Source organism: Streptomyces sp. NPDC017991 (assembly GCF_044328075.1).
In the GTDB taxonomy this organism is placed as follows: domain Bacteria; phylum Actinomycetota; class Actinomycetes; order Streptomycetales; family Streptomycetaceae; genus Streptomyces.
The window spans coordinates 307699-319731 of record NZ_JBIRGP010000012.1 but is presented as its reverse complement, the minus strand read 5'-3'; the positions used below and the strand labels follow the sequence as shown (position 1 = coordinate 319731).

Genomic DNA, 12033 nt, shown 5'->3' with positions numbered 1-12033 from the left:
GGGTGTTCTTCTGGAAGGCTCACGATGCCCTTGCTCCTCGGCGGGGATGCCCATGGGGGCGGGTCGCGGGGACCTGCGCCCGGCCGGTGCGCACACACGGCCGGGCGCGGTCGCTCACGCAGGCAGCCAACGGCGGACGCAGGCGATGAGGTCCTCGGTGTCGACCGGCTTGGTGACGTAGTCACTGGCTCCGGAAGCGAGTGACTTCTCCCGGTCACCGGGCATCGCCTTCGCCGTGACGGCGATGATGGGCAGCCCCGCGTACCGGGGCATCTTGCGGATCTCGGCCGTGGCGGCGTAGCCGTCCATCTCCGGCATCATCACGTCCATCAGGACGAGGGCGATGTCGGGGTGGTTGACCAGCGTCTCGATGCCCTTGCGGCCGTTGTCCGCGTGCAGGACGTGGAATCCCTGGAGTTCCAGGATCCCGCTCAGCGCGAAGAGGTTGCGCGCGTCGTCGTCGACCACCAGAACCGTACGGCCGACGAAGGCGTCCTCGACGGCCCGGGGCGAACTGGACTGCGGCTCCTCCACGCGGGCCAGGGACGGCACGTCCCCCAGTTCCTCGGCCGACAGGTGGAGGGCGATGCGTTCCCGCAGTTCGTCGAGACTGGACAGGAACTCCAGGGCACGGGTGCCGGAACGGGCCTGGAGTTCCTGCTCCTGCGCCAGGTCCGCGCGGTGGCCGCTGTGGACGAGCACCGGAACGTTCGCGAGCGCGGCGTCGCCCTGCATCGCGTCGAGGAAGCGGGGCGCCTCACCGCCGGGCATGCCGAGTTCGAGAACGACGCAGTGGCAGGGACCCGCGGCCAGTGCGCTCGCCGCCTCGTGCGCTCCGGAAGCGGTGATGACGTCGACCGTGCCGCGCGGGTCACCGGCGTCCTGGCCCCGGGTGACGTCCGAGACCGCGCTCTCCGCGACAAGGGTCAGCAGCCCGCGCTGCCGCTCCTCGACGACGAGCAGCCGGCGCCGCCGGCGTTTGGCGGGTCCGGCCGGACCCTGGGCCGGGGCGTTGGCCGCCGGTTCCTGCGAGGAGGACGCGTCCGGCGCGGGCTCCAGCATGCGGTCGCCGATCACCAGGTTCTCGAAGTCGGGGCGCGCCACGGGCAGGAACAGCGTAAAGGTGCTGCCCTGGCCCGGCGTGCTGTCGACCGTGACGGCACCGCCGAGCAGATGGGCGATCTCGCGGGTGATGGACAGGCCGAGACCGGTGCCACCGTATTTGCGGCTCGTGGTGCCGTCCGCCTGCTGGAAGGCGCCGAAGATCGTCTCCAGATGCTGCTCGGGGATCCCGATCCCCGTGTCCTGCACCCGGAAGGCGACGATGGTGCCGCCGCGGAACACTCCGCGGGGCACCTCGTGGTCGGCCGCCGGTTCGATCCGCAGCTCGACGCCGCCCTGCTCGGTGAACTTGACCGCGTTCGACAGCAGGTTGCGCAGGACCTGGCGCAGCCGGGAGTCGTCGGTGAGCAGGTCGGCGGGTGCGCCGGGCGCGGTGCGTACGGTGAAGTCGAGGCTCTTCTGGGTCGTCATCGGGCGGAAGGTCGCCTCGACGTACTCCAGGAGCTGGCGCAGCGGCACGACCTCGGGGCTGACGTCCATCTTCCCGGCCTCGACCTTCGACAGGTCGAGGATGTCGTTGATCAGCTGGAGCAGGTCGGAGCCCGCCGAGTGGATGATGCCCGCGTACTCGACCTGCTTCGGCGTGAGGTTGCGGGACGGGTTCTGTGCCAGCAGCTGGGCGAGGATCAGCAGGCTGTTCAGGGGGGTGCGCAGTTCGTGGCTCATGTTCGCCAGGAACTCCGACTTGTACTTGGAGGCCAGCGACAGCTGCTGGGCCCGGGTCTCCAGCTCCTGACGGGCCTGCTCGATCTGCAGGTTCTTCGCCTCGATGTCGCTGTTCTGCGCGGCCAGCAGCGAGGCCTTGTCCTCCAGCTCCTCGTTGGAGCGCTGCAGCTCGTCCTGCTGGACCTGCAACTCCTCGGAGCGGGCCTGCAGTTCGGCGGTCAGCCGCTGGGACTCGTCGAGCAGTTCATCGGTACGGGCGTTGGCCACGATGGTGTTGACGTTGACGCCGATGGTCTCCATCAGCTGTCCCAGGAAGTCCAGGTGGATCTGGGTGAAGCGGGTGACCGAGGCCAGCTCGATGACTCCGAGCACCTGGTCCTCGACCATGATGGGCAGCACCACCAGGGCGGTCGGCACCGTCCGGCCGAGCCCCGAGGAGATGGACACGTAGTTCGGCGGCAGCTCGTCGACGGTGATGGCGCGCCGGCTGCGCGCGGCCTGGCCGACCAGGGAGCGGCCGAAGGGGATGCGGTCGGGCCGGTCGTCCTCGTCGGGATATCCGTACGAGCCGACGAGCCGCAGCTCGCTGCCGTTCCCCGTCTCCTCCGCGAGGTAGAACGCGCCGTACTGGGCGGAGGCGAGGGGCGCGAGCTCGTCCATGATGAGCTCGGCCACCACGGACAGGTCCCGGTGGCCCTGCATGAGGCCGGAGGCCCGTGCGAGGTTGGTCTTGAGCCAGTCCTGCTCCTGGTTGGCCCGCGTGGTCTCGCGCAGGGACTCCACCATGGAGTTGATGTTGTCCTTGAGCTCGGCGACCTCGCCCGAGGCCTCGACGGTGATCGAGCGGGTCAGGTCGCCCTCGGCGACGGCGCTGGTGACCTCGGCGATCGCGCGCACCTGCCGCGTCAGGTTGCCCGCGAGTTCGTTGACGTTCTCCGTCAGGCGCTTCCAGGTGCCGGAGACGCCCTCCACCTCGGCCTGGCCGCCGAGCCGTCCCTCGCTGCCGACCTCGCGGGCGACGCGGGTGACCTCCGCGGCGAAGGCGGAGAGCTGGTCGACCATCGTGTTGATGGTGGTCTTGAGTTCGAGGATCTCTCCCCGGGCGTCGACGTCGATCTTCTTGGACAGGTCGCCCTTGGCCACCGCCGTCGTCACCAGGGCGATGTTGCGTACCTGGCCGGTGAGGTTGTTGGCCATCGAGTTGACGTTGTCGGTGAGGTCCTTCCAGGTGCCCGCCACGTTCGGCACCTGGGCCTGGCCGCCGAGGCGGCCCTCGGTGCCGACCTCGCGGGCGACGCGGGTGACCTCGTCGGCGAAGGCGGACAGCGTGTCGACCATCGTGTTGATGACGTCCGCGAGGGCGGCGACCTCGCCCTTGGCCTCGACGGTGATCTTCTGGCTGAGGTCGCCGCGGGCCACGGCCGTGGCGACCTGGGCGATCGAGCGGACCTGGCCCGTCAGGTTCGACGCCATCACGTTGACGTTGTCGGTGAGGTCCTTCCAGGTTCCCGAGACGCCGCGGACGGTGGCCTGACCGCCCAGGTTGCCCGCGGTGCCGACCTCGCGGGCCACCCGGGTCACCTCGTCGGCGAAGGCGGACAACTGGTCCACCATCGTGTTGAGGGTCTCCTTCAGGGCGAGGATCTCGCCGCGGGCGTCCACGGTGATCTTCTGGGACAGGTCGCCCCTGGCCACCGCGGTCGCCACCTGGGCGACGTTGCGGACCTGCGCGGTGAGGTTGCCCGCCATGAAGTTCACCGAGTCGGTGAGGTCGCGCCAGGTGCCCTTGACGCCCTTGACGTCCGCCTGGCCGCCGAGCCGTCCCTCGGTGCCGACCTCGCGGGCGACGCGGGTGACCTCGTCGGCGAAGGCGGACAGCTGGTCGACCATGATGTTGATGGTGTTCTTGAGTTCGAGGATCTCGCCGCGGGCGTCCACGGTGATCTTCTGGGACAGGTCGCCCCTGGCCACCGCGGTCGTCACCTGGGCGACGTTGCGGACCTGCGCGGTGAGGTTGCCCGCCATCAGGTTGACCGAGTCGGTGAGATCGCGCCAGACACCGCCGACGCCGGGCACCTGGGCCTGGCCGCCGAGCCGTCCCTCGCTGCCGACCTCGCGGGCGACGCGGGTCACCTCGTCGGCGAACGCGGAGAGCTGGTCGACCATCGTGTTGACGGTCTCCTTGAGCTGCAGGATCTCGCCACGCGCCGGCACGTCGATCTTCTGCGACAGATCGCCCTTGGCCACCGCGGTCGCCACCTGGGCGATGTCACGCACCTGGGTCGTGAGATTGCCCGACATGGCGTTGACCGAGTCGGTGAGATCGGCCCAGGTGCCGGAGACGCCCGGCACCTCCGCCTGGCCGCCGAGGGTGCCTTCGGTGCCGACCTCGCGCGCGACGCGGGTGACTTCGGACGTGAACACGGACAGCTGGTCGACCATGCCGTTGAACACGGTGGCGATGTCGCCCAGAAGGCCGTCTCCGTCGTCCGGCAGACGGGTACCGAAGTCGCCGTCCCGTACGGCCGTGAGGCCGGCCAGCAGCTGTCGCAGCTCCTGGTCGCCCGGCGTGCGGTCGACTGTGTCGGTCGTCTGGCTGGTCATGCGCACCCTCGTTCCATGCCTCTTGGGTCCCTGTGCAACCTGTGCGAAAGGGACTCGGAACTACAGGCCCACTGCCGGACCACATCCTCGTCGGACATCCTGTTGCACGGGGTCGCCGGACGAGGAAATACGCCGCAGGCTAACCCGTAAGTGAGGTTGTGAACAAAGTGTGGTGCCAAAATCGCCAAGCCGAGGACAAGGCGGGGCCAAGTCGGGGACAAGCCGAGGCCAGAGGGGTGTCCGGGTGATGTGAGGGTGCTGTGGCGAGGGTGACGCGGCGCCCGGATCCGACGGAACGACGGCCGAGACCGGCGGGTCCCCGGCCGGCGGATCGCACGACCGAGCCCGCCGTCGCGATCCGGTGAGCGGGGGCTCGTGGGGACCGCGACGGCGGGCTCGGTCACCGGCGGGGGGATGCCGGTCAGGAGGGGCTTGGGGGCGTCAGGCCACCGAGGGGTCGAGCAGGCCGACGCGGAGCCGCTTGATGATGCGGCTGATCAGGCGCGACACATGCATCTGGGAGATACCGAGCAGTTCGCCGATCTCGGCCTGGGTGCGCTCCTCGACGAACCGCAGGTGGATGATGCGGCGCTCACGCTCGTCGAGCTCGGCGACCAGGGGTGCCAGCGAGTGCAGGTCCTCCACGAGTTCGAGCGCCCGGTCGTCCTCGCCGATGAAGTCGGCCAGGACGGACTCGCCGTGCGAGCCGTTGTCGGAGGTCAGGGCCGCGTCGAGCGAGGAGGAGTTGTAGCAGTTCGCCGCCTTGCGGGCCTCGACGACCTCCGCCTCGGGCAGCGACATGAGATGGGACAGCTCGGCGGTGGTGGGGGCACGGCCCAGCCGGGTCCGCAGTTCCTCCGTGGCCTTCGCCAGTTCGACCCGGGCCTCCTGCAGACGCCGCGGCACATGGACGGCCCAGCTCGTGTCACGGAAGAAGCGCTTGATCTCGCCGACGATGTAGGGGACGGCAAAGGAGGTGAACTCCACCTCGCGCGACAGCTCGAAGCGGTCGATCGCCTTGATCAGTCCGATCGTGCCGACCTGGACGATGTCCTCCATGGAGTCGCCCCGGCTGCGGAAGCGGGAGGCCGCGTACCGGACGAGGGAGAGGTTCATCTCGATCAGGGTGTTGCGGGCGTACTGGTATTCGGGGGTGCCTTCCTCCAGCACGGCCAGACGGTCGAAGAACTGCCGCGACAGCTCGCGGGCGTCCTTCGGCCGGACGCGCGACGGGTCCTCGATGAGGGGGAGTTCCGTCTCGTCCGTAGTCCTGGTTCCCTGCGCCGTGGCCGTTGCCCCGCCTGCCGTCACGGCTGCCATGCCGTCCACCCCACTCACCGTCGCTGTTGATGACACACGCCGTGTGCCCTGCTTCTCGCGGCTCATGCCACCCCATTCCGAAAGAGATCGGGGCCACTGAGGATCTGGCCAAAAGTCGCCGCTCCGCATCGGGTCCGCCCTCGTCGGAGAACTCTCGCACGAGCCGGCCGCCGACGGTACGCACGGGTGGGCCGCGCGCCGTTTCCCACGCGGGGCGGCGCCGGTACGCCGCCGTGACGGGCCGTCGATTTCAAGACGGGGTGTTTCCTCTCCGGAGACAAGGGCAAGCGGAATTTCGTGCTTCGGACCGGAGGCACGCCCGCAGGAAACGGCTCAGCCGGCTGCGGTGGCCCTCCGGCATCCCCGGAAGTCATCGTCCCTGCGGCATCCCCTCGCACGCCACTTGTTCAGGAGCGAATCCGCATGAGCATCGACTTGTCGATAAACAGCCCGGAGGAGTCCGTACCTGCCGAGGCCCGGTCCATGTCCACCGTCACGACAGCCGCGCCGGGCCCTTCGGCCCGGACCGGTACAGCGAGGCACCCGCACGACGACGCTCCTGACTCGGCGACCGACTTCGCCCGGCTGGCCGCCCTGGAGGAGGGGCCCGAGCGGGACGCGGTCCGTGACGAGTTGACGAAGGCGTGGCTGCCCATGGCCCACCGCATCGCCGGCCGGTTCCGCGACCGGGGCGAGAACATAGAGGATCTGCGCCAGGTCGCGGCCGTCGGCCTGGTGAAGGCGATAGACCGGTTCGACCCCTCCCGCGGGGCCTTCGAGAGCTACGCGGTGCCCACCATCACCGGTGAGGTGAAGCGGCACTTCCGGGACCGCATGTGGGCGCTGCGGGTGCCCCGCCGGGTCCAGGAGCTGCGCAACAAGGTGCGCATCGCCCGGCGCGACCTCGCGATGAACCCCGGTGCCCCCGAGCCGACGACGGCCGAGATCGCGGCGCACGCCGGGCTGACGGAGGACGAGGTCAGCGCGGGGATGGAGGCGATGGAGAGCTTCAGCACCCTGTCCCTCGACGCCGAACTGTCGTCCGCCGACGACAACTACAGCCTCGCGGACACCCTGGGCGATCTCGACTCCTCCTACGACATGGTCGTCGACCGCGAAGCGGCGAAGGAAGGACTGCGCCGGCTGCCGGAACGCGAGCGGAACATCCTGTACATGCGCTTCTTCGAGGACATGACGCAGAACCGCATAGCCGACCAGCTCGGCATCTCCCAGATGCACGTCTCACGGCTCATCACCCGCAGCTGCGCACGGGTGCGGGACGAGGCGCTGGGCGCACAGGCCCGCCCTGGCCGCGGGGACGCCGACGGCGGGACGGGAGCCGCGTGATGCGCCACCGCGGTCCCGACGACGCACGCGGCGCCCTGCCCGGCCCTCCCGAACCGGCGGTGGACCCACGATCGGGTGGTCAAGGAGTGAACCGGATGCTGATGCCCCATCCCGCGACCCTGCGCAAGCTCGTGGGGGAGTACGAGGCGCTCGTCGCGCAGCAGGCCGGGAGCGGCGCGGTGAAGGCGGGCCAACGGGCGCAGGACCTCGCCTACACCCTCTGCGTGTCGACCGGCACCCGGGATGTGAACCTGGCGCTGAAGAAGGCGCGCGGCCACATCGCCGCCGCGCAGGGTCCCGCGGCACCGACACCCCTGCGGCCCACCGGGCCCGGGGCCGCCGAGTCCCATGACGCGGGTGAGGCCGTCGCGTAGCGCGTCCTCGGGCCGGCCGCACAGGGTGCGGCCGGCCCGCCGCGTGCGCGGGGAACACCCGAGTGACGAGGGAACGTCCGTGCGACGGCGTAGGGTGGGCCCCGGGGTGAGACCGGTGGACCTGAGGGACAGCACGGACAGCTCGTCGTCGATGCCGCCGTCGGACGACGGCGAACCGACGCGAACCACCCGGCCGCCGGCACGTCCGGCGCACGCCGCCCACGCCGTCCGGACCTCGCGGCAAAGCCGCCGGAAGGGCCGTGCCGTACTGCCCCCGACAGGAGTGCCGACGTGACGACGACGGCCATCGAGCCGACGACCGGCGCGCCTTTCGTGCACCCCGCGCTCTTCTACCGTGACGACCAGGAGTACCTGGCGGGCACGGTTCCCTTCATACGGGAAGGGCTGGCGACCTCGGAGCCCGTGGCGGTGGCCGCTCCCGCCGCGCGGCTCGAACTGATCACGGCGGCGCTGGGCCCGGCGGCGGAAGCCGTGCACCTCGTCGACATGACCCTGGCGGGCCGCAACCCCGGCCGCATCATCCCCTCGGTCCTGCGAGCCTTCGCGGACGCCCGGACGGGCGTCCGCGTCCGCATCATCGGTGAGCCGGTCTGGCCCGGCCGCACCGCCGTGGAGTATCCCGCCTGCGTCCAGCACGAGGCCCTCATCAACGAGGCGTTCAGCGGCCGGGAAGTGACCATCCTGTGCCCGTACGACGCCCGGTCCCTGTCGAAGGGCGTGCTCGCCGACGCCCACGCCACCCACCCGGTCCTCATCACCGGGGGACGCGAGTGGGCCAGCGAGACGTACGACCCCGAAGAGGTGCTCGCGCGCTGCAACGAACCGCTGTCCCATCTGCCCGGCGCCGCGACGTTCCGCTACGACGCGGAAGCGCTGCCCGCCGTCCGTGACTTCGCACTCGGGCAGGCGAGGGAGCGGGGGATGAGCGCGGTCCGTCTGCAGGATCTCGCCCTGGTCGTCGCCGAGCTGACCACGAACAGCGTGGTGCACGCGGGTGGCACGGGGACCCTGCGCCTGTGGGCGGAGGACGAGCAGATCGTCTGCCAGGTACAGGACTTCGGCAAGCTGGCCGACCCCCTCGCGGGCCGTCGCCCCGCGCATCCCGGCCAGATCGGCGGCCGTGGCCTGCTGCTCGTGCACTACCTCTCGGATCTGGTGCGCCTGCACACCGGCGACGTCGGCACGACGATCCGCAGTTACCTCTCACGCGTCTGAGGCACCCCAAACACCGAAAGCACCGAAAGCACAGAAAGCACAGAAAGCGCGCGCAGGGGCCCGGATCCGCGACGGATCCGGGCCCCTGCGCGCCGCCGGCCCCGCTATCGGGCCCCGTCCTCGTGCGCCGAGCGCGCGGCCTCATGCTCGGTGTGGGCGCCCGCCGTGGCGAGGTCGCCACCGGAGCTTTCGAGGTGGGCGCGCACGAACCACTGGAACTTTTCGAGGGAGCGCAGCTGCTCGATGAGGAGGTCCTCCGTCACCGGGTCGAACTTGCCGACCTCGGCCAGCACCGCACGATGGCTCTCGACGATGCCGGTGTAGACCAGGTCGAGGGCGCCGAGATGGGCGATCGCGTCCGCGCGCCCCACGTCGTAGTCGTCCCAGGTCCGCTCGGCGACGAGGGCGCCGGGAGTCCCCACGGGCACCCCGCCCAGCGCCGAGACCCGCTCGGCGGTGTCGTCGGCCATGGCCCGGACCCGGTCGACCTGCGGGTCGAGCATTTCGTGGATGGCGACGAAATGCGGGCCGACCACATTCCAGTGAATGTGCTTCAGCGTGAGCGAGAGGTCATTGAGTGCGTGCAGCCGCAGGCGGAGCAGTTCGATAACCTTCCCGCCGTCCTGGACACTGAGTCCGGGAACGGTGTACTTGGGCTCGGTTCGAGACGACGTCATTTCTCATTCCTCCCTGGGAATTCATGGTGCGAGGTGGCGGGCGCGATGGCCGGTGTCCGAGGGCTCGCGGCCCTCCTACCAGCGGTACCAGCGACCGCGGCGGCCACCGGAGGCGGTCGGCCGCACGACGAAGCCGAGCAGCCAGACGACCAGCACGACGACTGCGATCCACCACAGAGCCTTGAGCGCGAAACCCGCACCGAAAAGGAGAAGGGCGAGCAGAAGAACAAGAATGATGGGAACCATTGTTATCAACCTCCAGGACTGCTGGTTCCCTGCTTTCCCGGTGGTACGCCTGCACTTTTCGAAGGCGGCACGCTTTTCCCTTACGGACCTCCGCCATCTCGTACGGGCCTCCGTGTGGACCTGCACCGACCCGTGCGATGGCGGGCCCGATGGCCGCTGCGGGAAAACCGCCGGGAATGCGGTCCGGGCAACAGGGTATTGGCTGCCCCAGGAGGACGGCGGGCGGCGCACACCGCCCGCGGTGCTCCGTTCGCAACTCGACCACGGGAAGGAAGCAGCGACGTGACCACCGACAGAATCTGGTCGTACGCACCGGCCAGCGGATACGCGGAGGGACTGCTGCTCACGGGGTTCACGGTCGCCGCGGCCGACGGGACCATCGGGCACGTGGACCGGCAGGTGGACGAATCCGGGATGCGGCATCTGATCGTCGACACCGGTGTCTGGGTGTTCGGCAGGAGCGTCCTGATACCTGTGGGGCTGGTCACCTCCGTCGACCCGGAGGCCCAGGAGATCAAGGTGGCGTGCACCGAGGACGAGATCAAGGCCGCGCCCCGGTTCAGGACCGACCGCGAGACGCTGGACCCCGATTATCTCGCCGGAGTCGGCGACTACTACCGGAGCCTGCCCCCACGGCAGACGTCCACGACCTGAGCCGGTGCGACGCGTCCGCCGCAATGGATGGGGATTCAGCGGGAAGGCGGATCCCCAGAGGGCGCGGAGCAAGGAGACAGCGATGACGCCGATCACGACCGCGCAGCCACTCGTCCCCGTGACGAGGCGCAGGTGAAGGCGGTGCCGGGGACGGTGACCGGTCCGTGAAGCCGCTTGGCGGCTCCGGGCCGGCACCGGGCACCGAAGAACCAGACCGCAGGGACACGACGCATATGGACCGAACCGACACGACCACCGTCGCGTCCGCGACCAGTCCGCCCGAGGTGATGTCATGGGCGCCGGCCCCGGCCGCGAACGCGGCGGCGCCGGCCCCCATCACGACCGCGGCCATGGCCCGCGCGTACGCGCGGAGCGTGGTGCTCGAACAGTGGAACAGCGCCGACCGCACGGCGACGGAGGCGGCCCTCATCGATCTCTCGCTGGTCGTCTCGGAGCTGGCCGCGAACGCCGTCCGGCACGGGGGAGGGCTGGCCGGATTCGAGGTGACGCCCACGCTCCGGGGAGTGCGGCTGGCCGTGCACGACAACAGCGATGTCGTCCCCGCCGCCGCCTTCGGCCCGGGAAGCCTGCCGACGAAGCACCACGGCAACGGTTACGGCTGGCCGGTCATCCTCCGGCTGGCGTGCGACGTCGCCGTCGACCCGCGTCCGGGAGGCGGCAAGACCGTCAGCGTGCTGGTGCCGCTCCTCTGACGTACGGCTCCGGCGTACGGCTCCGATGTACGGCTCCGACGTATGGCGACCGGCACGCCGACGGCCTCGGGCGATCGCGTCCGAGGCCGTCCTGGAACGGTGTTCCCTGCCGGGCGGCGGTCCTCACCAGGGCAGGAACACATGGATGTCCTTGCCCTTGTCGGTCACCACCACGCTCACCTGATCACACAGCGTGTGGATCAGATGCCACCCGACACCCCCGTCACCCCGGCCGGGATGGAACGGGCGAGGTGCGGGCGGTGTGGTGCTGGTGTCGCGCATGGTCACGTGCACGCCGTCGAACGTACGCCGCAGACGCAGCTCGAACGGGCCCGGCGCGTACTGCACCACATTGGCCGCCAGCTCCGTCACGACCAGCAGGATGTCGTCCCAGTGTTCCGGTGCGGCCGGTGGCGAGGTGCGGGTGAGCGCGAGCAGGAACTCCTCCGCGGCGAGTCGTGCGCCCGTCACGTTGGGCAGCTCGCCCGGGAAGGTGGTCGTCCGGGTGTACATCTCCTCAGAAGGCAGTTTGTCGTCCCAACGCGGCTCGGTCGCCATTGCGCCTTCCCCAGCCCACTCCCCACAGGGCTGTGCTGATCCTTTGCTTCCACCGCTGCTGCTTCCCGACGGCGAGGGCCTTACTCGTCCGGGTCCGGTGGGGATGGTAGGTGAACCGGAACGCGGTGGTCTCTGGTGGTTCCCGTGTGATCGCCGAGTACCACGATCGGACCGACTCATGGGTGCTTGTCCGCCGCTGATTCCCACGTCTGTTTCGGCCGGGCCGGGGCACACGGAGGTCTGGGACGGGAGCCGCTCCCGTCCCGCAACCGGAAAGAGGAGAATCCGTGCTCGGCATAGCAGCTGCAGTCCTGTTCTTCATCGCGTTTCTGATCAACGCCGCGGACATCGCGACCAACGACACTTTCACATCGACGAACGTGATGCTCATCGGTTTGACAGTGCTGGCACTGCACGTCGCCGGGGTGGGCACCGGGTGGGGGAGCAGGAGCCGCAGGCGGTGAGGTGCGAGACACCGCCAAGGCTCGCACACAGCACGAGAACGGACCGCATGGC

Annotated in this window: 11 protein-coding genes; 6 read left to right on the top strand and 5 right to left on the bottom strand. The window is 69.9% G+C overall.

Features of this window, described 5'->3' with window-relative positions; translation table 11 throughout:
* Window positions 1-114 precede the first annotated feature (114 nt).
* Both ACH4DZ_RS32120 and ACH4DZ_RS32115 read right to left on the bottom strand, forming a co-directional pair.
* The gene (locus tag ACH4DZ_RS32120; protein ID WP_398291055.1) at window positions 115-4392 is read right to left on the bottom strand and encodes a HAMP domain-containing protein; all 4278 of its coding nucleotides are present in this window, start codon (window positions 4390-4392) and stop codon (window positions 115-117) included.
* A gap of 441 nt (window positions 4393-4833) precedes the next feature.
* Window positions 4834-5712: an RNA polymerase sigma factor SigF gene (locus ACH4DZ_RS32115; protein ID WP_398291053.1), complete on the bottom strand. Its 879-nt coding sequence runs from the start codon at window positions 5710-5712 to the stop codon at window positions 4834-4836.
* Between the two features lie 483 nt (window positions 5713-6195).
* On the opposite strand from ACH4DZ_RS32115, the gene ACH4DZ_RS32110 reads away from it, so the two are divergent.
* The 3 genes from ACH4DZ_RS32110 (at window position 6196) to ACH4DZ_RS32100 (ending at window position 8669) form a co-directional block, all read left to right on the top strand.
* On the top strand, window positions 6196-7059 hold the full coding sequence (locus tag ACH4DZ_RS32110) for a SigB/SigF/SigG family RNA polymerase sigma factor (RefSeq protein ID WP_398291121.1): 864 nt from the start codon (window positions 6196-6198) through the stop codon (window positions 7057-7059).
* Between the two features lie 95 nt (window positions 7060-7154).
* Window positions 7155-7433 carry a DUF5133 domain-containing protein gene (locus tag ACH4DZ_RS32105; RefSeq protein WP_398291051.1) on the top strand — a complete coding sequence of 93 codons (279 nt, stop codon included), beginning with the start codon at window positions 7155-7157 and terminating at the stop codon, window positions 7431-7433.
* A 291-nt stretch (window positions 7434-7724) separates the two neighbouring features.
* Window positions 7725-8669 carry an anti-sigma factor RsbA family regulatory protein gene (locus ACH4DZ_RS32100; protein WP_398291049.1) on the top strand — a complete coding sequence of 315 codons (945 nt, stop codon included), beginning with the start codon at window positions 7725-7727 and terminating at the stop codon, window positions 8667-8669.
* A gap of 104 nt (window positions 8670-8773) precedes the next feature.
* Here ACH4DZ_RS32100 and ACH4DZ_RS32095 read toward each other — a convergent pair whose 3' ends face one another.
* On the bottom strand, window positions 8774-9346 hold the full coding sequence (locus tag ACH4DZ_RS32095) for a Dps family protein (protein WP_398291047.1): 573 nt from the start codon (window positions 9344-9346) through the stop codon (window positions 8774-8776).
* Window positions 9347-9421: 75 nt separating this feature from the next.
* Complete coding sequence (locus ACH4DZ_RS32090; protein WP_189767457.1) at window positions 9422-9592, bottom strand: hydrophobic protein; 171 nt, start codon at window positions 9590-9592, stop codon at window positions 9422-9424.
* Between the two features lie 282 nt (window positions 9593-9874).
* Here ACH4DZ_RS32090 and ACH4DZ_RS32085 point away from each other — a divergent pair, with 282 nt between their 5' ends.
* Both ACH4DZ_RS32085 and ACH4DZ_RS32080 read left to right on the top strand, forming a co-directional pair.
* Window positions 9875-10246 (top strand): PRC-barrel domain containing protein, encoded by a 372-nt coding sequence (locus ACH4DZ_RS32085; protein WP_398291045.1) that lies wholly within the window; start codon window positions 9875-9877, stop codon window positions 10244-10246.
* 233 nt (window positions 10247-10479) lie between these two features.
* Entirely contained in the window at window positions 10480-10959 is a 480-nt protein-coding gene (locus tag ACH4DZ_RS32080; protein WP_398291043.1) for an ATP-binding protein, read from the top strand.
* Window positions 10960-11082: 123 nt separating this feature from the next.
* Here the strand turns inward: ACH4DZ_RS32080 and ACH4DZ_RS32075 are convergent, their stop codons facing one another.
* The gene (locus ACH4DZ_RS32075; protein WP_107017340.1) at window positions 11083-11517 is read right to left on the bottom strand and encodes an ATP-binding protein; all 435 of its coding nucleotides are present in this window, start codon (window positions 11515-11517) and stop codon (window positions 11083-11085) included.
* A gap of 287 nt (window positions 11518-11804) precedes the next feature.
* Between ACH4DZ_RS32075 and ACH4DZ_RS32070 the strand changes: the two genes are divergently transcribed.
* Window positions 11805-11981: a hypothetical protein gene (locus ACH4DZ_RS32070; RefSeq protein WP_210893339.1), complete on the top strand. Its 177-nt coding sequence runs from the start codon at window positions 11805-11807 to the stop codon at window positions 11979-11981.
* The last annotated feature ends 52 nt before the right edge of the window (window positions 11982-12033 follow it).

What these genes read in the sequence shown, in the direction of transcription:
- ACH4DZ_RS32120 (WP_398291055.1), bottom strand. Translation starts at nt 4,392, where the DNA reads ATGACCAGCCAGACGACCGACACAGTCGACCGCACGCCGGGCGACCAG.
- ACH4DZ_RS32115 (WP_398291053.1), bottom strand. Translation starts at nt 5,712, where the DNA reads ATGGCAGCCGTGACGGCAGGCGGGGCAACGGCCACGGCGCAGGGAACC.
- ACH4DZ_RS32110 (WP_398291121.1), top strand. Translation starts at nt 6,196, where the DNA reads ATGTCCACCGTCACGACAGCCGCGCCGGGCCCTTCGGCCCGGACCGGT.
- ACH4DZ_RS32105 (WP_398291051.1), top strand. Translation starts at nt 7,155, where the DNA reads ATGCTGATGCCCCATCCCGCGACCCTGCGCAAGCTCGTGGGGGAGTAC.
- ACH4DZ_RS32095 (WP_398291047.1), bottom strand. Translation starts at nt 9,346, where the DNA reads ATGACGTCGTCTCGAACCGAGCCCAAGTACACCGTTCCCGGACTCAGT.
- ACH4DZ_RS32090 (WP_189767457.1), bottom strand. Translation starts at nt 9,592, where the DNA reads ATGGTTCCCATCATTCTTGTTCTTCTGCTCGCCCTTCTCCTTTTCGGT.
- ACH4DZ_RS32080 (WP_398291043.1), top strand. Translation starts at nt 10,480, where the DNA reads ATGGACCGAACCGACACGACCACCGTCGCGTCCGCGACCAGTCCGCCC.
- ACH4DZ_RS32075 (WP_107017340.1), bottom strand. Translation starts at nt 11,517, where the DNA reads ATGGCGACCGAGCCGCGTTGGGACGACAAACTGCCTTCTGAGGAGATG.